This window comes from Chloracidobacterium sp. (assembly GCA_016720705.1).
In the GTDB taxonomy this organism is placed as follows: domain Bacteria; phylum Acidobacteriota; class Blastocatellia; order Pyrinomonadales; family Pyrinomonadaceae; genus OLB17.
Genome location: JADKKB010000001.1, coordinates 156,780 through 182,867, shown reverse-complemented (window position 1 = coordinate 182,867; position 26,088 = coordinate 156,780). Strand labels below are relative to the sequence as shown.

20 protein-coding genes and 2 tRNA genes are annotated in these 26,088 nt (G+C 51.1%); 9 read left to right on the top strand and 13 right to left on the bottom strand.

Annotation, left to right across the window (positions count from 1 at the left end; genetic code table 11):
* The first annotated feature begins 2 nt into the window (after positions 1 to 2).
* Positions 3 to 75, top strand: a tRNA-Arg gene (locus IPQ00_00880).
* A gap of 63 nt (positions 76 to 138) precedes the next feature.
* Here the strand turns inward: IPQ00_00880 and IPQ00_00875 are convergent.
* Positions 139 to 2,721 (bottom strand): hypothetical protein, encoded by a 2,583-nt coding sequence (locus tag IPQ00_00875; protein MBL0239121.1) that lies wholly within the window; start codon positions 2,719 to 2,721, stop codon positions 139 to 141.
* Between the two features lie 174 nt (positions 2,722 to 2,895).
* Entirely contained in the window at positions 2,896 to 5,601 is a 2,706-nt protein-coding gene (acnA, locus tag IPQ00_00870; GenBank protein MBL0239120.1) for an aconitate hydratase AcnA, read from the bottom strand.
* A 171-nt stretch (positions 5,602 to 5,772) separates the two neighbouring features.
* Between acnA and IPQ00_00865 the strand changes: the two genes are divergently transcribed.
* The 5 genes from IPQ00_00865 to IPQ00_00845 all read left to right on the top strand — a co-directional run bounded on the left by IPQ00_00865 (position 5,773) and on the right by IPQ00_00845 (position 7,914).
* Positions 5,773 to 5,847, top strand: a tRNA-Glu gene (locus IPQ00_00865).
* 84 nt (positions 5,848 to 5,931) lie between these two features.
* The gene (locus IPQ00_00860) at positions 5,932 to 6,246 is read left to right on the top strand and encodes a YbjQ family protein (protein ID MBL0239119.1); all 315 of its coding nucleotides are present in this window, start codon (positions 5,932 to 5,934) and stop codon (positions 6,244 to 6,246) included.
* 136 nt (positions 6,247 to 6,382) lie between these two features.
* A complete protein-coding gene (locus IPQ00_00855; GenBank protein ID MBL0239118.1) occupies positions 6,383 to 6,754 on the top strand; it encodes a hypothetical protein in 372 nt (123 codons plus the stop codon).
* Positions 6,755 to 6,815: 61 nt separating this feature from the next.
* Entirely contained in the window at positions 6,816 to 7,292 is a 477-nt protein-coding gene (locus IPQ00_00850; GenBank protein MBL0239117.1) for a hypothetical protein, read from the top strand.
* Positions 7,293 to 7,410: 118 nt separating this feature from the next.
* Complete coding sequence (locus IPQ00_00845) at positions 7,411 to 7,914, top strand: hypothetical protein (protein MBL0239116.1); 504 nt, start codon at positions 7,411 to 7,413, stop codon at positions 7,912 to 7,914.
* Here the strand turns inward: IPQ00_00845 and ggt are convergent.
* The gene (gene ggt / locus IPQ00_00840; protein MBL0239115.1) at positions 7,908 to 9,644 is read right to left on the bottom strand and encodes a gamma-glutamyltransferase; all 1,737 of its coding nucleotides are present in this window, start codon (positions 9,642 to 9,644) and stop codon (positions 7,908 to 7,910) included. The genes IPQ00_00845 and ggt overlap by 7 nt on opposite strands.
* Before the next feature lie 158 nt (positions 9,645 to 9,802).
* Here ggt and IPQ00_00835 point away from each other — a divergent pair, with 158 nt between their 5' ends.
* Positions 9,803 to 11,110: an Nramp family divalent metal transporter gene (locus tag IPQ00_00835; protein ID MBL0239114.1), complete on the top strand. Its 1,308-nt coding sequence runs from the start codon at positions 9,803 to 9,805 to the stop codon at positions 11,108 to 11,110.
* A gap of 7 nt (positions 11,111 to 11,117) precedes the next feature.
* Positions 11,118 to 12,599 carry a mechanosensitive ion channel family protein gene (locus IPQ00_00830; GenBank protein ID MBL0239113.1) on the top strand — a complete coding sequence of 494 codons (1,482 nt, stop codon included), beginning with the start codon at positions 11,118 to 11,120 and terminating at the stop codon, positions 12,597 to 12,599.
* 3 nt (positions 12,600 to 12,602) lie between these two features.
* Here IPQ00_00830 and IPQ00_00825 read toward each other — a convergent pair whose 3' ends face one another.
* The 5 genes from IPQ00_00825 to IPQ00_00805 form a co-directional block, all read right to left on the bottom strand.
* Positions 12,603 to 13,364 carry a hypothetical protein gene (locus IPQ00_00825; GenBank protein ID MBL0239112.1) on the bottom strand — a complete coding sequence of 254 codons (762 nt, stop codon included), beginning with the start codon at positions 13,362 to 13,364 and terminating at the stop codon, positions 12,603 to 12,605.
* Positions 13,365 to 13,389: 25 nt separating this feature from the next.
* Complete coding sequence (locus tag IPQ00_00820) at positions 13,390 to 14,034, bottom strand: hypothetical protein (GenBank protein ID MBL0239111.1); 645 nt, start codon at positions 14,032 to 14,034, stop codon at positions 13,390 to 13,392.
* Positions 14,035 to 14,043: 9 nt separating this feature from the next.
* Positions 14,044 to 14,565: a transcriptional repressor gene (locus tag IPQ00_00815; GenBank protein MBL0239110.1), complete on the bottom strand. Its 522-nt coding sequence runs from the start codon at positions 14,563 to 14,565 to the stop codon at positions 14,044 to 14,046.
* A gap of 33 nt (positions 14,566 to 14,598) precedes the next feature.
* Positions 14,599 to 15,480, bottom strand: a complete 882-nt coding sequence (locus IPQ00_00810) for a DUF2520 domain-containing protein (protein MBL0239109.1) — start codon at positions 15,478 to 15,480, stop codon at positions 14,599 to 14,601.
* A gap of 62 nt (positions 15,481 to 15,542) precedes the next feature.
* The gene (locus IPQ00_00805; protein ID MBL0239108.1) at positions 15,543 to 19,079 is read right to left on the bottom strand and encodes a hypothetical protein; all 3,537 of its coding nucleotides are present in this window, start codon (positions 19,077 to 19,079) and stop codon (positions 15,543 to 15,545) included.
* Positions 19,080 to 19,359: 280 nt separating this feature from the next.
* On the opposite strand from IPQ00_00805, the gene IPQ00_00800 reads away from it, so the two are divergent.
* Positions 19,360 to 20,544 (top strand): M48 family metalloprotease, encoded by a 1,185-nt coding sequence (locus tag IPQ00_00800; GenBank protein ID MBL0239107.1) that lies wholly within the window; start codon positions 19,360 to 19,362, stop codon positions 20,542 to 20,544.
* A gap of 30 nt (positions 20,545 to 20,574) precedes the next feature.
* Here the strand turns inward: IPQ00_00800 and IPQ00_00795 are convergent, their stop codons facing one another.
* Genes IPQ00_00795 through IPQ00_00775 form a run of 5 tightly spaced genes read right to left on the bottom strand, consistent with a single transcriptional unit; the run spans position 20,575 to position 26,025 of the window.
* On the bottom strand, positions 20,575 to 22,611 hold the full coding sequence (locus IPQ00_00795; protein MBL0239106.1) for a tetratricopeptide repeat protein: 2,037 nt from the start codon (positions 22,609 to 22,611) through the stop codon (positions 20,575 to 20,577).
* 10 nt (positions 22,612 to 22,621) lie between these two features.
* Complete coding sequence (locus tag IPQ00_00790) at positions 22,622 to 23,092, bottom strand: hypothetical protein (protein MBL0239105.1); 471 nt, start codon at positions 23,090 to 23,092, stop codon at positions 22,622 to 22,624.
* A gap of 8 nt (positions 23,093 to 23,100) precedes the next feature.
* Positions 23,101 to 24,630 carry an outer membrane protein assembly factor BamD gene (bamD, locus tag IPQ00_00785; GenBank protein MBL0239104.1) on the bottom strand — a complete coding sequence of 510 codons (1,530 nt, stop codon included), beginning with the start codon at positions 24,628 to 24,630 and terminating at the stop codon, positions 23,101 to 23,103.
* A gap of 35 nt (positions 24,631 to 24,665) precedes the next feature.
* Positions 24,666 to 25,328, bottom strand: a complete 663-nt coding sequence (locus IPQ00_00780; protein MBL0239103.1) for a ribulose-phosphate 3-epimerase — start codon at positions 25,326 to 25,328, stop codon at positions 24,666 to 24,668.
* Positions 25,329 to 25,374: 46 nt separating this feature from the next.
* The gene (locus IPQ00_00775) at positions 25,375 to 26,025 is read right to left on the bottom strand and encodes a PASTA domain-containing protein (GenBank protein MBL0239102.1); all 651 of its coding nucleotides are present in this window, start codon (positions 26,023 to 26,025) and stop codon (positions 25,375 to 25,377) included.
* Positions 26,026 to 26,088 lie beyond the last annotated feature (63 nt).

Sequence of the window (26,088 nt, the reverse complement as noted above, 5' to 3'; positions counted from 1 at the left end):
TTGCTCGCGTAGCTCAGTGGATAGAGTGCTTCCCTCCGAAGGAAGAAGTCGCAGGTTCGAATCCCGCCGCGAGTATTCAAATCAAACAAGCGAAAGGGCGTGCCGACGGCACGCCCTTTCGCTTTGTTACTACCACGACTACTGGGTGACTTTTAACATCGGATCACCAATCAAAACCCACGAGTACCGCACATCGCTCCCGCCCGGCACCTGAGCCTTGGCGTCACGGACGAGATCGCCCATCCGTTTTATATTACCTAAGCTCAGTTGCTGGTAAAACCGTGTCGCCATTATCATCTGGATATCCGGCGTCGTTTTACCGTTTGAAGCCCAACTCATTACAGAACCGCCATTTTGAGCGTTAAAGAGTTTTTCCGCAAGACTGTCAGCTGTCGGATTGATAAAATACCCGTTCAGACACGTCAACATAGTAAATAATGAAAGGCTATTACTATTGGTCAACTGCGGCACACTGTTTACACCAAAGAATCCCGTACTCGCCCACACGCCCGTGGAGCCGTGGCCGGAATAGTTAACGATATATCGTCCCTGATTGATCTCACCGAGAAGCGTTGCTGCTGAATTTACGTCACCACGACCCACAAAAGCTTTCGAGACCGATGGAGGCAATTGATCGCCCAGTGCGTGACTACTAGCTTCAAAATCCCAACCGACCGGAAGGTCGTATGCGAAGACTACCCCACGGTTGATATCTTGCATCAAGGGTGTTTCAAAGGCCATCACTTTAGCGAGGGCATTTGTGACATCCTGGGGAACCTTAGCCGGCACACGCCCGATCGCCATATCGGAGAGTCCATCGTGATCTATATCGGCTAGTGCTTCGTCACTTCCGGTTTCCTCATACAGTGTGTCAACCATTTTGGCCGGCACCAGATTCGAATAGCCCTGTCCCGTATAGCCTTTCGGGTCGTAGGAGGCGTCGCCGAGGATCAAGACATAATCAGGTGCAACCTGCCAGTTAGCCTTTGCAAACGCAAGAAATGCCGTGATCGAGTTTGCACTGGATTTGCCGTAGTTGAATTCATCAAAAATGTCGTCAACATCCACCACGGCAACCGGAAAATCACGGGTGGATCGATACTGAGCCCAAGTGATCGCCTGTTGATAGAAGTCGCCGTATGTGATGATCAAAAGCTTGCCTGCTCGGTAATTTGCGGCGAGTTCCGATGGCTTATTCTGCCGCACAAACGCGGCCTGCCGAATTCCATTTGATGCAACCGCATACATTGCACGGCCACGGGTGGCCGCAAGCTTTGCGTCAAATGTCGGTCCATTGGGGACGATCGGAAAATCTGTGATCTGAACCGGAGCTCCATCTTGCGTAGTATCAAATGCCCGAATATCTGCGGTTGTAAATCCAGTGAGCAGGGTAGATTTGTAGTTGTTCGTATAGAAATCCAGACGATTTTGGTCAGCGACGAATTTACGTGAATAGCTTACCGTGATGCGGTCGAAGAGCGTATAATCGCCCGCCACGGCAGACGTCATCTGAAGCGTATTCGTCCCCTCGATCAGTGCACTGACGGGAACAATGAATGTTCCGGTCATCGGTGTCTGGCCGCTGCCGGTCTGAGTCCCTATGTTATTGCCGTTGATCGAAATGCTCATCGAATGCGACGCCAAGGAAAACCCCTGAAATTTGATCTGAACTGATGCGTCCGAAGCAGTAGTGTCGATACCCGTCAGTGAAAATGAGAAATTTAACGGGTTCGTGCTGATCAGATCGCCCCAATAGTTTTCCGCGTCACCGTTTAGAATATCCCAAAGGTAATTGGTCCTTTGCTTTTTGTCATAGACTGCCCGGTAGTTTGTGGATGAAATCGAAACACCGCCGGGTCTTGAGACGGCCGTCGCAATTCGCTTTCCGGCACTTGCGGCCGCAATCAGAAAATAGGAGTTAACATCCGACTCGTTTGTCTCGACCACTTTACCAAAAAACTCGATATAGTCGCCATTTGGTTCGACGAGGATCGATTGCTCGACCCCATTGGCGTAGAGTTGCCATTTATCAGGATCAGTATTGACGTCAAATTGTGCGGCTGCTAATTCGGCCTTAGTGACCCGGTAAAACCCGTTGACCTTGATCCCGATCTTGGCTCCGCCCTGTGCGGCGACTGCCAATTGATTGACGCTATCGGGCATCTGAACCGATTTCATCGTCTCGTTTTTGAGTTCGCGGGGTAGGTCTAGGGCCGATCGTTCGAGCACCCGGACCTTCTGTCCCGTTTGACTCTGGTCGGTCAAAGAATCGCTTCCTGAGATCGATGCGAGGTCGCCGGTAAATTGCGAGGCCGACGGTTCACTCTGCCGTCGAGTTCCTGTTTGATCAAAGCCTTCGACGACGAAAACTTCGCCCGGAGCTCCGCCTCGGATGCTGAATGACCTTTCGATCACCGGTTCGACCTCCGCGCGGCTGCCGGGCATTGAACCGAGTATGGAAGCGGTCGTGATCCGTTCGAATCCACTTGCCGATAGACGGTACACGTCAAATCCGACTGCTGGATCCGAAGAATCATCCTTCCATTGGATCACCGTATTCTGTTCATCTGTAAATACTTGAACCCTGATGCCTTTGCTTTTGGCGGCTTCCGCCTTGACGGGCTGGCTTTTACCGAACTGTCCGACGCGTTGAGCTGCGATCGGAATATAACAATATCCGCAAAGCACGATGATCGAAAATACCGAAAAAAACTTTTTCATAAATCTACATTTCGAAACATAATCCCAAAAGGATTCGGAAAACGCTTCGCCCGTATACTGAAGTATTGTTAAACTGTACGACTTTCCAGAAAAAAAGCAAAGAAAATATTGTCCGTGAACGCGGGCGTTCACGCAACAAGGTTGTCCGAAGGTGATCCGAGCCGTTAATACTGACTAACCAATTAGCTGGCGAAGGACGTATGGAAGAATTCCGCCGTTCTTATAATACTCAATTTCGATAGGCGTGTCGATCCTTAATTTTAGCGTGACATCCGTCTGATTGCCATCGGCTTTGGTTATTCGTAGCGTAACATCCTGTCGCGGCCGGACGTCGCCGGACTCGAGGCCGATCAGTGCAAAGGTCTCGGTCCCATCCAGTCCCAGCGAGCCTGCGGTTTGCCCATCCTTAAACTGTAGCGGCAAAACGCCCATTCCAACAAGATTCGACCGGTGAATACGCTCGAAGGATTCGGTGATAACCGCTTTTACGCCCATCAACGAAGTTCCCTTCGCGGCCCAGTCGCGTGAACTGCCGGTACCGTATTCCTTACCTGCGAAAATGACAAGCGGCACGCGTTCAATCTCGTACAACATCGCTGCATCGTAAATAGTCATTTCGGTACCGTCCGGTTGATGACGGGTGAATCCGCCCTCGGTCGGGGCCGCCATTAGATTTTTGATACGAACATTTGCAAACGTCCCGCGCACCATAACCTTATCGTTGCCGCGACGCGAACCGTAGGAATTAAAATCCTCCGGTGCTACGCCTCTCTCCTGCAAATAGAGTCCGGCCGGCGAGTTTGCCTTGATAGCACCGGCGGGCGAAATGTGGTCGGTCGTCACCGAGTCGCCAAATATGGCCAATGCCCTCGCATCGTGAATATCTGAGAAACTGCCGGTTTCCATTGAAAAATTGTTAAAGAAAGGCGGCTCTTGAATATAGGTTGATTCGCGGTCCCACTCATATATCTGCCCAACGCTGGATTCGATGTTGTTCCACAATGGGTTTTGCTCGGCAAACTGCGAATACAGGGCTTTATATACCGCGGGGTCATATGCCGTCGAAAGCATTTCCTTAACCTCGTCAAGCGAAGCCCAGAGCTCTCTCAAATACACGTCGTTACCATCACGATCCTTGCCGATCGGCTCGGTGTTAATGTCGCTCAGTACTGTTCCGGCAAGTGCAAATGCAACTACGAGTGGCGGCGACATTAGAAAATTCGCCTTAATGTTTTGATGAACTCGAGCCTCGAAATTGCGGTTGCCCGATAGTACTGATGCCGCGATCAGGTCATTATCGACAACCTGCTTTTCGATCGACGGGTCAAGAGGGCCGGAGTTACCTATGCAGGTCGTACAGCCATAGCCGACGAGATTGAATCCGACCTCGTCAAGATACTTCTGCAAGCCGGTCTTTTCAAGATATTCCGTCACCACGCGCGAACCCGGCGCCAGCGACGTCTTTACATAAGACGGCACCTTCATACCACGTTCCGCAGCCTTTTTGGCGACAATTCCCGCAGCGATCATCACCGACGGATTCGATGTGTTGGTGCACGAGGTTATCGCAGCGATCAGCACGTCACCATTACCGATCGCGGTCTTTGTTTCCGTACTACCGATACTGACATCAAACCTTTTCAGCAGATCCGAATCCGATTTGCCATAACCCCCGTCTGAAACCGGCATTGTAAAAAGCTCTAAAAACTTTTCGTCGAGTTCGCCGAGTTCGATACGGTCTTGCGGACGCTTCGGGCCAGCAACCGCTGGGCCGGTTTCCGCAAGGTCGAGGTGTACGACCGATGTATAATCGATCGCACCTTCAGACGGGATGCCAAACATCCCTTGAGCCAAATAGTAGTTTCGGATCGTATCGATCTGTTCTGCTGTACGGCCAGTGTTGCGGAAGTATTCGAGGGTCTTTTCGTCAACACCAAAAAATCCCATAGTTGCACCGTATTCAGGCGCCATATTGGCGATCGTGGCTCGGTCAGTGGCATTTAGAGCAGACGCTCCGTCGCCAAAGAACTCGACAAATTTTCCGACGACATTCATTTTTCGAAGTACTTCGGTAATGCGCAGCACAAGATCGGTCGCCGTAGAGCCTTGCGGCAATTCGCCCTTTAAGTTTACGCCGACAACGTCCGGGGTAAGGAAATAAACCGGTTGACCCAACATTCCCGCCTCGGCCTCGATTCCGCCGACGCCCCATCCGACAATGCCGAGGCCGTTGATCATCGTAGTGTGCGAATCGGTGCCGACAAGAGAATCCGGGAAATAAACGCCTTCACGCTCAAATACGCCCTTTGCGAGATATTCCAGATTGACCTGATGGACGATGCCGATCCCCGGCGGGATGACGCTAAAGCCGTTAAAGGCCTGTGTTCCCCACTTTAAGAATCGATATCGTTGGTCATTACGCTCAAACTCCTTCGCCATATTCTGCTGATATGCCTGTTCACTGCCGGCATAGTCCACTTGAACGGAGTGATCAATGACCAGATCAACCGGGACAAGCGGTTCGATCATACCGGCATCCTTGCCGAGCGCCGTGACGGCCGAGCGCATCGCGGCCAGATCGACGAGCAGCGGCACACCGGTGAAATCCTGCAGTATGACACGTGCCACCACGAACGGTATTTCTTGCGTTCTCTCGCGGTTTGCCACCCATCCGGCCAATTCTCGGATATTTGATTCGCTGACGCGTTTGCCCCCGTCAAAATTGCGGAGCACCGATTCTAAAACGATCCGGATCGAGATCGGCAGTCTGGAAATGTGCCCGATCCCCTCCTTTTCGAGTTGCGGAAGCGAGTAGAAGGTGCCCTCGGAACCATTACCGGTTTTGAATGTCTGTCGCGAATTAAAGAGATCGTGTGTCATAGTGTTGCTCGGGGCTCAAAGGCCAAAAGTCTATTATAAAAGGCTCAACCCCAATTTCCCAAATGCATTGCCCGCTCTAGCGAAACACAAAGGTCAAATACCTCCTGATTCAGGGGTCGGCCTTTGCCGAAACTGAGAATATTGTTATACAATCTCTTTTCATTCGCCTGTGGCGCCTTCGTCTATCGGTTAGGACGCAAGATTCTCATTCTTGAAAGAGGGGTTCGATTCCCCTAGGCGCTACCATTCTTATCAACACGTATCGCGGCTATTCGTCAACGCGTCACCTCACCTTCGTTGGCTAAAACTCGATGCCAATTTGGAGGCTCAATGATCGTTACAACCGGTTTTGATATTCAAGGAAAGCAGGTCTCGCAATATCTCGGCGTAGTTCGGGGCATTGTTGTGCGTGCCACCGGCCTAGGCCGCGGCATTGTCGGCGGGATCAAAGCACTCGCAGGCGGCAATATCGAGGAGTGGTCCGTGGTTTGTGAGGCCGCCAGAATGGAAGCATTTAACCGTATGGTGAAACACGCCCACGAGATAGGTGCAGATGCTGTAATTGGGATGAGATACGACGCGACTGAATTTGGCCAAGCCTCAACCGAGGTTCTTGCTTACGGCACCGCAGTCAAACTCTCCTGATCAGCGCCGTGAAGTTGCCATCATTTCCAACGTAGTCATCCTAACTGCAGATTCGTGGCAAACTCCCGGCTCAGTTCCGAATCTATAGTTATAGAATTTCTCCCATCTGAAATTCGAGTCTGAACGAGGAGAGACGATGAAACATCTTGGAAAGATCACACTTGCCGTTATTGTATTGACGGCCGCACTTTACACTGCAGGCTGTCCCGAACGAACCACCATCGCCGACATTGAGGCGAATCCGTCACGGTATCAAAATAAAGAAGTTGTCATAGCGGGCACCGTCCGTGACAGTTACGGTTTGTCGATACCCGGAACGAAGTACGCCGGTGGTGCATATAAGATCGATGACGGAACCGGTTCGATTTGGGTTATCACAAATGATTCGGTACCCACAAAGGGCTCACAGATCGGGGTCAAGGGTAAGATCGGCACGGGCGTAAGTTGGAATGGCAGAAATTACGGCCTCGGAATGTATGAAAAGGATAGACGTATAAAGCGGCGTTAGCATTGATTTTGTCGGTAAATGTTAGACTGAATGCGGTCCTCGTGGGCCGCATTTTCTGTATATGAAAACACTCATCAACGCTTTTGAAGAGCAATTTGTGATGCTGCACGACAGGACGCTCCGATTTGTCTCTTCACTTCCCGAAGAAATGCTGTTCCGACGTATTTCGCATACTGACGGAAATATCGGTGGCCTAACTGTCGGCGAAAATATAATCCGATCTGCGGGAATGGTCGAAATGACCTTTGGCGGCATCACGCGACGTCTGTGGGATGACCCATTTGAATGGACCCTGCCCGAGGCTCTGAGTTCTACCCAAAAGATAGTCGAATACCTTGGCGAAGTCGAGGTTTTGCGAATTTCCGGCTTTCAGTTCTTTACGGATGATTCCGACCTTAGCCGTTCAATTCCGGCACCTAGTGAACTAAAAACACTCGGATCGATCCTATTGGAGACTGTCGCCAGGGCCGAGCATTTTCAGGGCCGAGCATTTGCGTACTTGCAAGTTATAAACGACGGGAAGCCCTCGCGGCGATAAATGTGTTGATTTCAGAACTTTTCCGTGGCAAAATTCGTTTGTTTCTTAGTCCTGGTTCGAACATTATTTTTGGAGTCAAACAATGCACTGCCCCAGTTGCGGCCAACAACAGGTTTCCTTGGATACAAAATTTTGCTCACGCTGCGGATTTCCGTTAGGTGTCATATCTGAGGTCTTGGCCCACGGCGGCTTTCTGCCCCAGCTTGCCGAATTGTATAAGGATCGCAAAGTTTTCACTCGCCGCAATGGGATGGCCTTCAGCCTGATATGGTGTGTCTTCTTTTTGCTGATAATGACACCTCTCTGGTCCATCATCAATATTGACGAGCTCGCGAGTGCATCAGCCATTATCGGTATATTTGGTGGACTGCTGATCCTTGTTTCGGCCGCGATGTTTTTGCCCAAACCGGCGAAGTATTTTGGCGACACCCGTGCCGGAATACCGGGGGCTGCCAATTTACCACTTACCGGTCATCAGCAAATGCCCTCATTACCTGCTCAACAATCGATACCCGCAAATATGTACGGTGCTCCGCGCACCGGTATGTGGCGAGAGACGAGCGAGCTCGATCAAGTCAGCGTCACAGAAAACACGACCCAACTCTTAAATAACGATCAATAGCCTACGGCCATACCGTCACTCCGCGAATCTATAGCCCCCAATCGGGTTCCTTCGGAATCGATCATAATACCCGTGGCACTGGCGATATATCCGGGCCGAGCCGAAAATTTATGACCGTATGCCGTCAATATCGAAAGCGTATCCGGCGACATTCCAAAGGGCTCGTACATGAGTTCGTCGGGAAACCATTGATGATGGATGCGAGGGGCGTCGATCGCCGCCTGTATGTTCATATCGTGATCGATTACATTTATAACGCTCTGCAACACTGCCGATATGATCCGTGGACCACCGCGGGCACCGAGAGCGAACCAAAGCGAACCATCCTTCTTAAGCACAATTGTTGGTGTCATCGAAGAAAGCGGACGCTTTCCGGGCTGCACTGAATTTCGTTCACCCTGAATTAGACCAAACATATTTGCCTTGCCCGGACGAGCGGCAAAATCATCCATTTCATCGTTTAGAAGTACGCCGGTACCCTTTGCAGTGACGGCCGAGCCGTACAGGTCATTGATCGTATATGTATTTGTGACGACGGTTCCCTGCGGATCAACTACAGTGAAGTGTGTCGTTTCGGTCGGTTCGCCGCCGACAACGTCACCGTGGCCTATGTCCTGGCTGTTGGAAGCCCGCTTTGCATCGATCGTGGCTGCTCTGCGTTTGCCGTAGTCCTTGTCGATCAGCGAGGCCGTCGGGACATTCGCAAAATCCGGATCACCCATAAATTCCGCTCGATCCGCGAATGCACGCCTCATTGCTTCCGCCACGAGGTGATATCGGGCCGCAGAATTGTATTTCATAGAACGAATATCGTAGCCCTCAAGCATATTCAGGACTTGTAACATAACGATACCGCCCGAACTCGGCGGGGGCATTGTGATGATCGGATACCCGCGATAATTTCCGGTTAGAGGCTTCCGCTCTATTGCCTTGTAGTTCTTGAGGTCTTCGAGCGTGATGAGGCCGTTGTGAGCTTTCATATCCGCAGCGATCAGTTGGGCGGTCTTTCCGGTATAGAACTCCCGAGCTCCCAGCGTTTGAACTCGTGCCAGAGTCGCTGCCAGTTCGGGCTGTCGGAAAACGTCGCCCTCTTTATAAAAATCACCGTTTCGCAAGAATATTCGATTGCTGTCGGCATACTTACCCAAGTTACCCTTATAGGACTTAAATAGGGCCGCCAGCCGATAGGACAGAACGTAACCGTTTTGGGCAAGCGCCCTTGCAGGCTCAACGAGGTCTCGCCAACGGACCTTGCCGGAACCGTACTTATTGAATGCCAATTCGAATCCGGCCAGAGTTCCAGGGATGCCGGATGCCCGATAGCCGATGGTGGATGAGCCTTCGCCGTCAATCACCTTGCCTTCTTTATCAACAAAGACATCACGATTAGCCGCCGCCGGTGCCATTTCGCGATAATCCAAGGCAAATGCTCCGCCATCAGCTCTCCGAATCAGCATAAATCCGCCGCCACCGATATTGCCTGCTTCGGGATATACAACGGCAAGTGCTAGTCCGACTGCGATCGCTGCATCAACGGCGTTTCCACCTTTCCTCATAATATCCGCACCGATCTTTGACGCTAATTCGTGTTGAGATGCGACCATTGCGTGCCGCCCGCGAACCGGCTCAGTCCACGCTGCCGAAACGCTGTTTGTACCGACAAACGACGTGAAAACGATCGCTAGTAGCAGGACCAAAGATAAATTACGGCGAAGCTGCAATATTTTCATAAAGGGACTCTAACAGAACTTCGGCTGTCAGCCAAACATGCCGTTGCCGGCCCCATTACTTCCCAAATTCATCCAAAAGGGTTATAGTCATTTTTCAATTCCCGTTCAGGCACAAGCCTTGACCAACAATCAGATGACCGAAGGCGATAGTAGCAGAAATGATATTAAAGCGATTTTCACAAAAGAAAATTGTGCGGTCCATCCAGCGCCTTCCACAGCGCCTTAGGCGTGGCCTTTCCGAATATAGATTCTTTGCATATTTAGCGATACTTGGACCGGGCATCATCTCGGCAAATGCCGGAAACGACGCCAGTGGTATCGCCACCTATTCCTCGGTCGGGGCCGCCTACGGTTACGAGCTATTGTGGGCATTTATCCCAATGACGATCAGCTTGATCATCGTCCAGGAAATGTGTGTCCGAATGGGCGTGGTAACCGGTCAGGGACTGGCGGATCTCATTCGTGAGCAGTTTGGCGTCCGTTGGACTGCCTTTGTAATGTTCGCCCTATTGATCGCAAATACCGGTGTGATCATTTCCGAATTTGTAGGAATTGCCCAAGCTTCCGAACTATTTGGCATACCGCGCTATATCACGATCCCTCTGACAGCAATTTCGATCTGGTGGTTGGTTGTTCGCGGCACTCAAAAGCGTGTAGAGCGAGTATTTCTGCTGATGTCGCTCGTATTTCTGTGCTACATCGCGTCCGCATATTTGGCAAAGCCCGATTGGGCGAGTGTCGGCAAACACCTTATCGAACCGCAAATTCGCACGGATACCGGATATCTCTTTATGGTAATGGCTCTGATCGGCACGACGATCACGCCATTTATGCAGGTTTACGTTCAGTCTTCGGTGGTTGAAAAGCAGATGAATGTCGAAGATCTGCCAATGGTGCGTGCGGATGTGGTCGCCGGGACGATATTCGCGTGTATGATCGCGGCATTTATCGTCATCTGCACGGGTGCGACTCTGCACAGTGTGGGGATCACGTCGATAGACTCGGCGGCGACTGCGGCCGAGTCGTTTGCTCCGATTGCCGGACAATACGCAAAATACCTATTTGCGATCGGGCTTTTTGGAGCTGCGATGCTCGCGATGGGCGTGTTACCTCTTGCTACCGCATATTCTCTTAGTGAGGCAATGGGTTTCGAAAAAGGGCTTTCACGAAGCTTTCGCGAGGCCCCGATATTTCTTGGAATATTTACGGCCTTGATCTTGGTCGGGGCGATCGTCGCAATGATCCCCGGCATCCCTCAGATCCGACTTCTGATACTTACCCAATCAGTTAACGGGTTGTTGCTGCCGATAATCTTGGTCGCGATCGTATTGCTGTCTAATAATCGAGAGATAATGGGTGAATATCGCAATCGGTTTATTCACAACGTCTTCGCGGTCGTAACAACGCTCGTGGTTTCGATACTCTCACTTTTGTTGATTGGCAAAACGATTGCTGATATGTTTTAAGGCGATTATGTCTATGCGTTCGTCCGAACTCCAGAAAAAAGTAGTCCTTTTCTTAATTATTGGCGGTACTCTTTCACTTTTTCTGATCGTTTATCCGCTGATAGTAAGTCCGATCCGTGACTATGGCGTAACAATATTCGGTTCGACTGACGGGCAGATGGGCGAGACCGCCGCGACCCTCATTGAGAACTTCTTTCGCACGATCAAAGTCATCGTATGGATGTTCTTGATCATCTCTGTAGTTCGGCTATTTGATTATATTGTCTTTAATGCGGTCTTAAAGAACTATGGTCAACCCGAACTTTCGTCACTGCTCCGCAATGTAATCTCGATAGTTATCTACATTGTGGCGTTTTTCGTGATATTTAAGTCTCAATACCCGAGCATCGATCTCGGCGCTGTCTTCACTACGTCGACGATCTTGGGAATCGTTATCGGTTTGGCACTGCAAGACACCCTTGGCAATCTTTTCGCTGGTTTGGCGATGCAGGCAGATCAACCGTTTCAAGTCGGTGACATCTTAAATATAAGCAATCGGGGCATTGGCTCAGTCGAAAGCGTGTCGTGGCGCGGTGTCAAGATAAGGACGTTCGACCATAAATTGTTGGTGATAAGCAACTCGGTGCTTGGAAAAGAGACGATCGAGGTGGCCCCAAAGGACAATCTCAACGCTCGGGCAGTTTTTTTCGGTACGCTGTACCATCACTCACCAGCCAAAACCATCCAGTTGGTCCGCGACGCCGTCCGCCAGGTGGAAAACGTGTCACCTAAGCTAAAACCTGTTGTGAGAATTCGTAATTTGGGAGAGAATGGTCTTGACTGGGAAGTAAAATATTGGGTCGTCGACTATAAAAAATATAGCGACACCGACGCTCTCATACGGCAGCGGATCTGGTACGTTTTTCAGCGGGAGAATATTCATTTTCCATTCCCAACGCGAACCGTCCATATAGAACCCAAACCCGAGGTGCAACCCGTCAAAGAATTGATCAATTCGCGATTTGAACGGCTGAGCCGGATAGCGATCTTTTCACCATTGTCCGATGTTGAAACCGAGAAGCTTGCAGCCGCCTCAAAGGTCAAGGTTTACGCTCCCGGTGAACCGATCGTCAGAATCGGTCAAGAGGGCAATTCGATGTTCGTCATCATCCGCGGGTCTGTAGATGTTGAGATCCCGAACGGTGCAGGCTATCAAGTGATCAGCAGTCTTGGCGAAAATGATTTTTTTGGGGAAATGAGTCTCCTGACGGGACAACCACGCTCGGCAACTGTGTCGGCGACCGAAGAAACCGAAGTTATGCAGATCGGAAAAAACGCGATCAGACCGATATTTGAGGCAAATCCGGACGTAGTAAATTCGATAGTTGAAATAATCGATGAACGGCGAACTAAATTGACGTCTTCAAATGCGACCGACGAGTCGATCGACGATAAAACGTCATTGGGCGTGTTGAGTTCGATACGGAAGTTTTTTGGGCTTAGAGATTGATATCTAATTAACTTTTTCGTCGTAGATGTCCTGCAAAACCTCGGAGATCGACTTTCTTACGTGCAAAGCGTCGCTATCGGTATTTTCTACAACGCTACGGATCTTGGCTCGCTCGTGGAAATGGTCACCGGTCAATACTTCTGCCGAAACGCTATCGCCGACGGTTGATCGTCCCTTCATATCTAAGGCCGCCTTATGCATCTCGGGACCGCGCAACTTTCGCATTCGTTCAAGCGATCGGACCGCCGCTGAGATCTTTGGTGCCTCGGCAGGTTCTCGTTCTATCTTGCGAAGCAATTTGACGTACTCACGCAGTTTGTCCGAAGGTGCTATTATTGCGCCCTCATCACCACTCGTTTCCGAATAAAGCGACTCGAAACACCTCGACGCATTAGCGTTGTCGCCTGATCGCAAATACAACGCACCTAATGTGAATATTACCAGCGGAGGTGGTTCGAATAACTGAGTGATCCTTTCGCCCAGGGCGATGGTCTCGGCAACCTCGAAACCAAACCAACGCTTACCGTCGTGGCGTAGGATGTCATTTGCCAATAAATAAAACTCAAATATCGGCCGGACATCGCTACCTGTACCGGAGGTGAAGATCTTTAACAATAAAAATGAGAAGGCACCTAAGAAGAAAACAACGTAAAACGGAACACCAAAAAACAATAACAAAACGCCCGCAACCGATGAGGTTAAAACGACCTGTGAAAGCGGTGACATGACCCCACCGGGTTCAAATTTGGTGATTTTGTTAGCCACGAACTGTACTTGACCGTCTGCCTTTCTATTGTTGATCGCGTTCCTTTTTTTGTTTGGTAGCGGCTTTTGTCCGAGTAGTCCTATTCGGCTTCTTCACTTCGCTTTCGGTGTCCTCGGCTTTGGGCGGTGTCGACACGTCCTTTCCGCTGACATTCCCACTTTTTGATTCCGCGTCCTTCTTCATCCCAATATCGGCCATCAGGTCACCGATCTTTTCAAAGACCTTGAAAGGCGAATCGAGTACGAACGAGATCGTTTCGCTTAGGGCCGCGGCCTCCATCTTAACCAGTTTGGACAATTTTTCGTCGAGCGGCAACTCGCTAAATGCGGCAAACATCTTGTCTTCGTCCGGTCGTTCTTTCGACTTCTTTTCTTTTTCTGCAGTCATAATGGTTATTTCTCCCGCTTTCGCGACCATCACCTGACAGGCTAGTCGCTCTCCTGGATTACGCTTATGCTTGCTGAAATGTTCCTCTTCTAACTTACTTAATGGCGATAGAGCGGATTCACCCCGAGTGACCGTCACCAAGCATACGTGATCATTCGCTGTACTTAGGCAGTTACCGTCAAGCCGAATGCCGAATCGGCTCATAATGTCGGAAAGCCGCGATCCAACGGGCGCTAGGCCGTCAATTCCCTCGCGAGTAAATATGATTTCAGTTACGCTCATTTGCCTCTACTATCTATCGATCGCTGTCTTTACACGAACACGTGGTTGGGCACCCGACGGCGTCGCCACATTATTTTCCGACGTGCTTTGGCAATCACTGCATAAGCCCCACATCCGAAGGCTATGATGCGTCGGTAAGAACCCGAACCGTTCCGCCATCTTATCCTGCAGATCTTCGATCGCTTCCGAAAAAAATTCGAGCACGCGGCCACAACCCGTACAGATCATATGATCGTGGTGTTCGTGATCGTGATGGTGCTCAAAATACGTTTTGTTGTCGCCAAAGCGGACTTCGCGTGCCAATCCAGCCTCAGTAAGCAACTTCAAAGTTCGATAGACCGTCGTGTGCCCGACGCTCGCATCGCGTTTCTGGACAAGACGATGAAGGTCCTCAATGGTCAGATGCTCTTCGGTGCTTAAAAACGTCTCCATTATCAGATCGCGTTGCGACGTTTTACGAAGACCCGCCCGCTGAATGTGCTCGACGAAGATCGCCCTTTCCGTCTCAAATCTGTATTTCGCTTTCGGCATTTTTAGATGTCGTCTATACGGAAAATACTATCATTAGCCATTTCCTTTTGCCAGAGAAATCCGACGACGGATCTCAGCGGCTCGATCGGGGTCAGCACCATTTTCCAAAGCAAGCTTCAGCGATCTCAACCCGAGGTCGAGATAAATATCGACAATATTTTGGTCACCTATATCCTGCAGTGCCTCGACGTGTGAGGCAAATGTTCCCACGTCGGTTCTCGCGAAAGTACCGGTCAATGCTGACGCTGTGTCCTGATCTCGCAGATTTGCGAACGTGCTCCCAACCAACGGCAAAAGTATCGCAACTGCTTTTTCACGTTCGCCGACGACTCTGGACATTAGGTCCGCAGCAGTATCAAAAAGAGCGACGAAGTGTCCGCAAGCTATTACCGCAGATGCGTGATACAGAGCCTTGGTTGCCGTGTCGATCGTAAATGGAATTCCGCCTAGGTCTTTCGCTACCCTGTCTGCTGTCGATACTGCGATCGGGTTCCCCTCAATACAGAAGTACGCACCATTCAGTCGGCCCGCACCCGATTCAGCTGTGCTGATCGAGGCCAAAGGATGGATCGAACCAACACTGCAACCGATCTCGGAAAGCGAGGACAGCACGTCCGACGACAATGCTCCGCTCGTATGAAGTACGACTGGTGGATTATTAATTCGCGTGCTTATGGCGGCGGCAACCGAGGCGATCTCACTGTCAGGGACCGTCACCAATACGATGTCCGAAGATATAATCTCGAGACCGGAGACCTCAGAGACGGCCGATCCAGCAAACGATGTACTTAAAACAGCGGCAAGGCTGCGTCCGTCGCCAACGACGAATTGTTCGATCTTGTATTTCGACGCTGGCAGAGCCAAGGCCATCGCTCCGCCTACCCGACCAGGCCCTATAATGGTGACCGACAACATAGTCCTAACTATAGTGAATTTATCACGGCGGACGAAACCCGGAAGTCACCGATCTGCAGATTTCAGCTCGGCATCGACTCCAAGATCGCGTTTACTTCGTCAACCGCATCAGCAAAATTGGGAAGTTCAGTCGAATTGACGAAACGCAGGTCTTCCTCTTCCGGGCGGCGGTCCAAATCAACGTCGTCTACGTTGTCGAGATGGGTAAATGCCTTTCGAATAAGTTGGATCTCGTGGTCTGATAAGCGTCGAAAATCTTTTTCGGTCGCTAGATATGCCAGCAGATCAGTGAAGGCCTGTTTGGTCGATCCGGATCGGGTTGCTTTGACGTGTGGCTCCAAAACATTTTTGATCAATGATTCATTTTGTCGCAGGGTGTCACGATAGGATAGCAATCCCTGATTGACCACACGCCAGAGTGCCTCCGGCAACGCTTCGACGTCGCCTGCCTCAGCCAGATTGAACGGACAACCACAAAATGGTTGTCTGGCGAATAGCTTAGCTGTGTCATATCGACAATCCAGTTTCCGGATCCGGTTGAGTAACTGCTTAGACGCTCGGCGGTAACTCAGATCGAATCCCTCGATATCCGATAGATTCTCAAACTCCCACCAAAGATCTGTCTTCATTATTTCGGCCAGCTTCTCTCGAAGGTAAGGTGAGACAACCGTCATATCGTGACGGTCTATGAAATGCTCCGAATACACCTTTCGAAATTTTATCCACTGATTGTTCAGATCCACCACAGTTCCCGGAGTTGCATCATTCATAGTGCGTTCAAACGAGACATATAGTTCGTGCCGCATTTGATCGACCGTGTGTTCACCCGTAACCTCACACAACGAGAGCCACGAGATCGCTTCCTTTCGCAGCGATGCCCCGTCTATATATTGCGTAAGGGCTGCAAGATCCTGAGAATGACGCACAAATTCGGACTCAGAATCGGAAAATGCCTCGGCTATCAACTGAAGGCCGGTCTCAAGATTCAAAGCACCGATCCCGACTGCACCAATAGCGTCCGCAACCGACTTGAATGCACGTGTGGACATTGCCGCCAAACGCCAATTCCGGGTGTTTAGGAATTCATCACGAAGCGCGTCAAAACGAGCTCCGAGATCCGTTGACTTCCATTCTTCTGCCCAGGCGGTTAGGGTGTCCGTTATAACTTGCCGATCTTTGGCCGCGTTTAATGACCCAAATGACCTGCCCGTCAATAGAGAACCCCAAAACAACAATCGTTCGTTTGAATAAACGGACTCCGTCGGCGGTGACACCCCAACGATGTCGTCCCAGATCAGTTTAAGGTCGAGCGAACGGTAATTGATACGATCGCCATTGGATGTAACAAACTCGAGCAATCGGGCTGCTACCATCGCCGACAGCAAGAGATAAGACCCTTCGCGAACTAGCCCGAACGGTGCCGCACCGAGCATCGCCAGGATCTGCTGGAGTGACGTGATCTCACCGCGCTCGGCGGCGATCGACTCGAATGCCAACTTTACTAGATCATTACCGCGTAATTCGTCTGCATCGGACGGCGAATATATGCCGTCTGTATCAGTTACGATCCCGATCGGCTGGCAGTAAAGCCCCGCTAAAGCTTGCACCTCCTCGATTCTCGGGCGTGCTCCCCCGAAAAAGTCCGTGACGAGAGTCGTCACGTCCTGAAAGCGAATAACAGACGCGAAGTACGGATGAAGCGGGAATTTTCCCTCAAAAAGTGACTCGAGCATTATCGTAAATACTTGAGCCAAGCTCTGAGCGGTTCTCGCATCGTCGGTAAAGTTGTATTCAAACCCCTCGATCAGCAGAATGCCGTCATTCAAAAATACTCTTTGAAATATCTTTTCAACCGCAAAGGCGTGTACCTGAGTCGCGGCCGAGATATGCTCCGGAAATTCCGATCGAAATTTGGTATCAGTCTGCAGTACGTGAAAACGCCGAATAGTGTCTAGTTCACCGGACGACAGTTCGGCCGGCTTCCACACAACAAGCGGCGTATCCGTAATCGGTGGTGCAACAAAGCCGGTCGCTAGGGGAATCACCGCAGTCCAATCGACCGGGTCCGACGGTTTTGGGATAAACGGCACGTCACCGGAATCCCAAACTACCTGACCTTTTCGCAAGCCGCCACGCCATGTGATCGCACAACCTGCGACCGCCCTCCCCGGCGTTTCAGTGACATCGGCCAATGAACAGTCCGAAAATCGCTCGTCGATCGATCGCCTGAAGATCTCGCCGGTGACCGTAGTGGAAACCAGATCCGATAGACGTGCTAGTTCTAAATTGAAATCGTCCTTTCCGTCTAGCTTAATGCTGAATCGCGACCCGCCCGCCGAATCCTGAACACGCACTTGAGCGGGTAGAGCATTGTGAAACGACGCCAAGACCGACTCGATCTGACGTACAGTTCCGGCCGGGTCATTCTCGTCGTAGATGAGCATCGACGCTCCGATCTCGGATGCCGATGCACCTTCGTCATTTAGCGAAAAGAGGAAAAGCCCCTTGAGGATCAGTTTGGCCTGTAGACGCTTTACAACCGGAATGTGTGAAACGACGTCGGTATTGATCCGATCAAACGCCTCAAATGCCCCCTTGAGTGCCTCGACTTCCCGCAAGTCCTTTTCGACCTTATCGAATACCTCATCCGGCGCGATCAGCGAGTTTGCGGGACGGCCAAGGATACGCGAACCCGCCTCAGAGGCAAAACTCAAGAGTGCAAAATCGTGCATATAGAGACGCACAAAAGGCGCGACCTCCATAATGGCCGGATGCAGCGGATAAAGTGAAGAAAATCGCTCCTCGCTCCAACGAAAACTTGGTACGGCTTTGCGATAGTGGTCGTAAATGTCGTGCAGTACCGCGTGCATTCGGTTCTGCTTTGGGAAAATATGCGTGTCAACGATTCGATACAGGTGTTCCTGATCTAGGTAATCGATCGAATATGTGCCGGATATAGCCGAATTAAGGCCGTCCGCTCCGGAAATGTCGTCATCGAGCGCGATACCGACAAATATCCCCAACGATCCCGCCGTTTCGGCGATCTCAGACAAAATAACGCCATCATCGCGTGAAACGCGGGATGACCGTTCGATCGCCGTATCGATCAGCAAAACCAAAGGATCGTCACCGGTGCTCTGCCGAGCACGCATTAATATCTCGCTCAGCGAATCGCTTAAGGAACCCGGATCGCAACCAATGATCGGGGCAATGGCATCTTTTAGCTCAAGAAACAACGACTTCTGAAGGCCGCGGCGAACATATGCAACCGGGAAACTACGGCGAACGATCGAATGTGCAGTCGAGGATACGAGCGGATCAGATATCCTTGATCGCAGTTCCGGGTGTGAAAGGATCGTGCCGAAGGCGGCCAGAAAGTGGCTCTTGCCAACACCGCGAAAGCCGGCGAGTGCTAACGAAGCCCCGTGAGTCGAGTTTACGGACAGGACCTTAATGAGCCATTTGCTCATAAGATCTGCCGTGACATCCGTAAAATGATATCCGGAAAGTGTTCGTAACGGGTCTGTTGCGAAATTCGTGAGACCTGCGTGTGTACGCACCTCGACGATGTCCTTTACCTTTTCCGGAATTCGATTCATCTTTTAGTAGTGTCGGTGCCGCTGATCTATTACCAAAGCTAACTTTCCCGAACCGCCGAAAGGCGGCAGATCACGCGACGGAACCGTCCGTATTATTTTAACAAGTTTAATCAGTAAATAGAACCTATATTTATCGCAATCGGTGACAGTTTGCTATTTGATCTTTTATAAAGATAATTGCGCAACCATTTTGCTTGCGCGGGCATCAAAAAGCTGTTGAACGACAACTCGTGAAGGTCTACAATCATTGGTATCGGTGAATATTAGTTGGAGGCAGTTTATGTCGATCGGTTTGGTCAAGAAAGTGAGTGGATATTTTTTGTTGCTAAGCATTTGGGTTAGCGGATCGATGTTGGTACCGGTACGCGTTGGGGCCCAGACAAAAACCGATACTGACAAGCCTGCTGTAAAATCTAAAAAGAAGGAAAAGCAATCGCCCAAGTCCGACGCAACCCCAACTCCGGGGCCCGGAACTCTTTCGGCCAAGGACGATCCGGCACAGATCGGTAAACGTAACATCAATAGCGGCTCTGACAAACTGTTTGGGTGGTTAGGCGGTTCCCAGGAAAAAGAAATGCAGATCGGCCGCCAGTTGGCGATGGAGGTCGAGCAGCAGGCCAAAATGGTGGATGACCCGATCATCACCGAATATGTCAATCGCGTCGGACAGAACATAGTTCTGCACTCAGATGCCAAAATACCCTTCACTATTAAGGTCATTGATAGTGATGAGGTCAACGCGTTCGCATTGCCGGGCGGTTATTTCTTTGTAAATAAAGGATTAATTCTCGCTGCAGACAGCGAAGCCGAATTGGCGGGTGTGATGGCTCACGAGATCGCTCACGTTGCTGCTCGCCACGCGATGGAGAACCAAGGAAAAGGCCAGTTGCTCCAGTACGGGATGTTGGCCGGAATGATCTTGACCGGCGGGATTGCCGGCAGTGTGCTTCAAAACACGGCCGGGATCGCTCAGGCGTTGGCATTTCTTAAATTTAGTCGCGGAGCGGAGGTCGAGGCTGACAAACTCGGTGTACAGTACCTGTATGCTTCCGGATACGATCCAACCGGAATGTCCACGATGTTTGAAAAGCTAGCTTCCAAAAATCGGAAAAAGCCGGGAACGATCTCGAAACTATTCTCATCGCATCCCCCTTCATTGGAAAGGCGTGATGACAGTTTGGAATTGGTCGCACGGTTTCCCGAAAAAGAAGAATATGTGATCAGCACCTCAGAGTTTCAGCGGGTAAAAGCGCAGCTTATGAAGACCACGAACGCGAGAGCCGGCGTATTATCCGATGTCGACGAAGGTGGCGACACAAAACCAACACTCAAGAAGAGGCAACCTGAACCGACCGATGATTCAGCACCGGACAGCACTTCGACTCCATCGGATGGTCCGCCAAAGCTTAAAAAGCGTAACGAACCTACGACGGACCCGGTACCAACGCCGACACCACAGGTTTAGTTTTAAGGCCGTCTGAAAAGGCGGCCTTCTTTATTTCAGCTTTTCATCTAGACGTCGGACATCTTCGGCCGATGTAGCATTGGCACGTGCGGCAACACGACACTTCCGGGCCTCGGCGAGGTCGCCCTTTTTGGCTAAAACATCACCCAAATGTTCGAATGCTGTAACCGACGTATCGTCATATCTGATTGCCTTTCGCAACTCGCTCTCGGCGGCGTCGATCTTTCCGGAATGGAAGAGTGCCCAGCCGAGACTATCGAGATACGAGCCATTAGTTGGATCGATCGACAATGCACCGCGAATGAGCACAACCGCCTCATCAAGTCGCTCGTTACGCTCAACCAAGAAGTAACCCAAATTATTTAGCGCCATAGGATTCCCCGGCGTCTGTCTTAACAGTTCCCGCAGAATTTCCTCGGCAGCCTTGAATTCGCCTGAGCGTTGCAATGCCGTCGCGACCGACAATTGAGCGATCTGACGTCGGTCGGAGTCAACTGCCTTAGTCAATGCCCTTCTGGCGGCATCAACTGCGATCACGGGACTCGAGTGACGCGCGGCAAGGTCGGAGATGAAAAGTAGGTCAGAAAACTCATCGAATGGCGTCAGCGGTACTTCCGTCGCGGCCGCAGGTCGATTTGCCGCATCGGCCCAGCGGGCTTTCATTAGCTTGACGGCATCGCTGATCATTCCGGATTCCGCCAAGACGGTCGCTTCTAGACGACGGAGACCCTCATCTGTGCCAAACCGCACGCGTAAGGATTTGACGGCCGCCAGTGCCTCGATACGTTTGCCGATGGAACGATAGTGGTCGATCACCAAACGGTCAGGAAATTGCGAATCTTTGCCTAAAAATGTTCGGCTACGAATAGAAAGTTTGACTATTCCGGTCGGCCTCAGCCTTAATCCATCGATCCGCGACAACTTACCGAACGCCGATCGTACGATCTCGTTTATTTCGGATTTTGAGTCGGCATCGGTCGGATCGCCGATACGGATCAGAGCCTTTTCATACGAATCGGCAGCGATGTCAAACTTTTGTTCACGCCTGAAAAGATCACCGAGTTCGATCAGAAGCCTGGCGTTTATCAAAGGATCGCTTTTGGCAGTCGATTCGATCGATCGTTGCAGCAGAGCGACGGCTTCCCTTGACGCTCCGCCGCGTTCGAAAACACTCTGAAGCAGGCCGATCAACTTTAGGTTTGACGGATCGCCGTAAGCCGCTTGCCTCAATAGTTCAGTGGCCTTGCGTACAGCAGTATCGCTCGCCAGAGCAATGGCGTCGCCCAATACTTCGGTGGCCGCCACGTTGCCGGGATCGTCCGCCGCGAGATTGCCGAGTACGGTCAACGCCTCATCTGCGTTATTTGTAGCTACCAGAGCTTGGCCGAGTCTCAAGGAAGCAGTTTCTACCGTGAGAGTGTCTGTTCTGCCCAATGCCGCCTGATAAAATTGTGTATCGATCGGCGGTGCGGACGAAACCCATTTTCGGAGGGCATCGATCTCTTCATTTTTGCGGCCTGAGACCTCGTAAAGCGACGCTAAAAATGCCCACGCTTCCGCGTTCCGAGGGTCGAGGATCGTAACTTCACGCCAATTTGCCACCGCCAATGCAGAATTACCCGGTTCGAACTTACCGTCTGCACCTCGGGCTCGGATCGTGTAAAGCCGTGCTAGCAATCGGCGGCCGCCGAAATTCGTACTGTCGACGCGAACGGCGGCTAATGCATACTTGATCGCCTCACCAATATCATTTGGCGGCGTCGACACTGCGATCTCAGCGAGTGACGTATAGGCCTCGGCGATCGACGGATCAAGCTCGACAACCTTCAGGAATGCCTCTCGCGCACGTTCTACGGTAGCGTTGATCGCCGCCTCGGAACGCAACCGATTACTCGCCAATAAAAGGCGCTGTCCCTCCAGCATTCGCTCCATCGCTTCGCGGCGGCGTTCTATACTCACCGCGGGCAGTTGGGCAGGAGTGGACGGCATTTGGCCGGTTTGAGCGTAAACCGACCCGACGATGCCTATCGTCAAACCGATGGCGCGTATCATTCCGGCTATGGACATAATTGAGATATTAAACTTTGCTTAGACTGGAAATGATCGTATCCCAGGTCGACCGACGAGGAAAATTGAGCACAAACACTACCGCCGCTATGATCGTCGACCGCAGAAGGTCACCGCGGTCAAATGACAAGTACGCGGAAACGACGCCAGCGATAATGATCATCTCGCCGAGGGCTGCCAAAATGATCGAGTTCGTCTGAAGCGTTGCCAGAAGTCCATCGACCCCACGAAGGAGAGTTATGTCATGCAGGCGTTCCCATCGAACCAGAGATCTCCGGGCAATGATCGCAGCAATCGCCAGGAAAAAGACCAACACCCAAATGGGCACAACCGCCGGTGCTGAGGCCGGTATTTGAACTGCCGGAATGACAATCCACCCGATGGCCGCGATACCTAATGCCGATGCAGCCATTGAACTGTAAATGATCAACGAACGCGAGTAACGTTCGTCCACTCTCTTTTTAACGTCAGGATCGATCACTCTCTCGCCTATTGCTGCCGCGGCGGTGCTGTCGGCGGCGGTGTCGGTTGGGCGACCGGCTGACGTTGCGAAATAACAGTGGTCAGAGCTTTAGGTATCTGATTAACCAATATATCGCCCTGATTATCAATGATCTGATCGATCATTTCAAATTTTTCTTTCTCGAAATCCTTCGTCATCAGCACGCCGTTTTTGTCAATGGTCATCGGATAGATACCGAATAGCTGATTTCGGAAATTTTGAAAGAATGAAACATCCTCAGGCGGCAATGTGGTTGCCCTTTCAGGGTTAACGGCGGGAATAGTGGCACCGATCAACGTCAACTGTTCTTTGGCCCGATCGACGTACTCACTGTTCGGGTAATCCGAGACGATCCTCTGAAAATATCGAGCTGCTTGATCCGTTTCTTCCTCGATCTGGTAAGTCACGGCGGTCTTGAACAAAACCTCGTCCATAAACTTAAAATTGGGGTATTTATCGAGGATCTCACGATATCGCGATTGAGCACCTTTTAGCCCGCCCTTCTTTTGATCGATCGACATAATGTAATAGTAATTCGCTATGAACAGATTATGCAGACCAAGATTATCCTGGACTTCGTTCAAACGGGTCTGAGCCTCGTTCCTGAGGATCGAGTTCGGATATTGCTGCAAAAGAGCCTTGAGGCGTGTCTCAGCACGCTTTGCGCGGGTTGCATCACGGTCCGGCAGGCCGATCTGACGCATTTCAGCTTCCGCGATCTTAAGAACGACGCGATCGGCTAACGGATGAGTCGGAAAGAATGTGAGCCAGTCCTGATATGCAGCGATCGCCTGGATCAAAGCACTTGTCGAACCTTCCAGAAAAAATGAATCCGCGACAGCCAATTTTGACATCGGCAAATACTGAGAATCCGGATATGTTGTAATGATGGTCTGAAAAAGCAGTCGCCCGACATCGTAATTCTTCTTTCGGACTTCACGCGTGGCGACAATAAACAATTCGCGGTCGCGTCCGGGTATGACGCTGCCCATCAACTCGTCATACTCGTCATCGCCGCTGCCGCCGCCAAAAATGCCTAGAAATTTCTTTTTCTTTTTGACCTCACGAACCTGACCGACGCGCGAATTAGGGTTTGCTCGGGCCGCCGCACTTTCAGCCTGCACCGTTTCCACGCGCGCCTGCAACTCGCTGACGGCTTGCTCCAGACTGTCCACGTCCGCCTTTTCATGCTTGTCCCCGCGATCGATCCTGCCCCTTTGATTATTCGCGTCCGACAACAGCTTCGAGGCTTCCTTCTCCAGCCCAAGCATACGGCCGAGCGGTGAATCTAGGTTAGCCTTGTCGTTCTTCTTAGATTTGTCGTTGCTATTTTCGTCTTTGAGACTTCCCGCAGCAGCCGAAAGCGATCGCTTCATTCGGTCAAGTTTGTCCCTCATTACATCCAGACGCTGTATTTCACTGCCGTCAAGCGGCTTGGACTGTGCCATCGCCGACGCGGAAAACAATGCAGTCGCCAAAAGTGAAAGAACAAAAACCCTAATACTGATTCTTACCATAATTCCTCAAAACTTTATTTTCGATCCGCCGAGCTTTATACCCAGCGAGTTCCTTTATCGATGAGTTCCCTCACGGCCGCCGCCGGGTCATTGGTGCCATAAACTGCTGAGCCGGCGACTAATATCTCCGCTCCGGAGCGAGATATTTCCGCAACATTGTTAGCATCCACACCACCGTCGATCTCGATGTTAACGGGCAACCCGCGATCATCGATAAGTTGGCGAAGCCGTTTTAATTTGTCCAGCACCGCCGGAATGAATCGTTGCCCGCCAAAACCCGGATTGACCGACATCACCAGAACAAAATCCGCGTGCTGGATCGCCTCTTCGATAGCCGTCAGCGGCGTCGCAGGGTTGATGGCAATGCCCGCCTTCGCGCCTTCATCTCGTATCGACGAAAGCGTTCGATGCAAATTCGGATCGGCCTCGACGTGCACGGAGACCATATTGGCACCGGCCTTTGCAAATTCCGCGGCATAACGTCCGGGCTGTTCGATCATCAGATGCGTGTCGATCGTCAGTTCCGTCATTGCACGGATCGATCTGACCACCGGCAAACCGATCGTGATATTAGGGACGAAATGACCGTCCATCACGTCGACGTGTAAAATGCTGGCACCACCGGCGGCGACCTCACGGATCTGCTCGCCAAGCCTGGTGAAATCTGCTGAAAGTATTGAAGGTGCTATCTCAAACATTCGGTCCGGTTAAATCCGATATCAATATGTCAAAAAAGGTGATCGATCAGCGATTCGGACGATTGGGGTTCTTCGGCCGCGAATCTGACGGTTTCGAGGTGTTTGACCCGGAACCAGGTCGTCCATTCGGTGTCGATGCGTTTTTGTTGTTCTTATCGCCCGGCGTTGTCGTGGTGCCGCCTTCCTTTTTATTTGAATTACCTTCCACAGAATCGGAGTTTGAATTGGTTCCGGCTACGTTACTTGCAACGTCGCGGGTGGTTTCAGCCTTTTTCCGATTCGTATTACTATTGGCTTTCGGCTTTTTGGGCTTTTCGGTGATCATTTCTTCGATTTTTTCCGTATCGTCCTCGTCCGTCTTTTTCAGGGACTGAGGAACTTCGTCACCATCAATTGGCGGTTTACTCGTAACTACCAGAATCCACTGGCCGGTCTTCACCGTTTCACCGGGTCTAGGAAGCTGTTCGATAACAGTATTTGGCGGATCAGCGGTTACGCGATCGGCACGTTTCTTGATCTTTAGCCCCAAAGACGCGAGTTCGTGTTCGCTTTCGGTAAAGTTCTTACCCGTCAGTTCAGGGACTTTGATCTCAACGCCCTGCAACGAAAAGTAGATGACACCTGCCATTCCACCAAAGAATACACAGACCAAAATGGCAAGTGCGATGAGTTTTCCAATTGCCGAGATTCCGCGCATAAAGATCCAATTAAATAGCCCAAAAAATCAAACCCAAATTGTAGCACTTTTGGGCGAAACAAC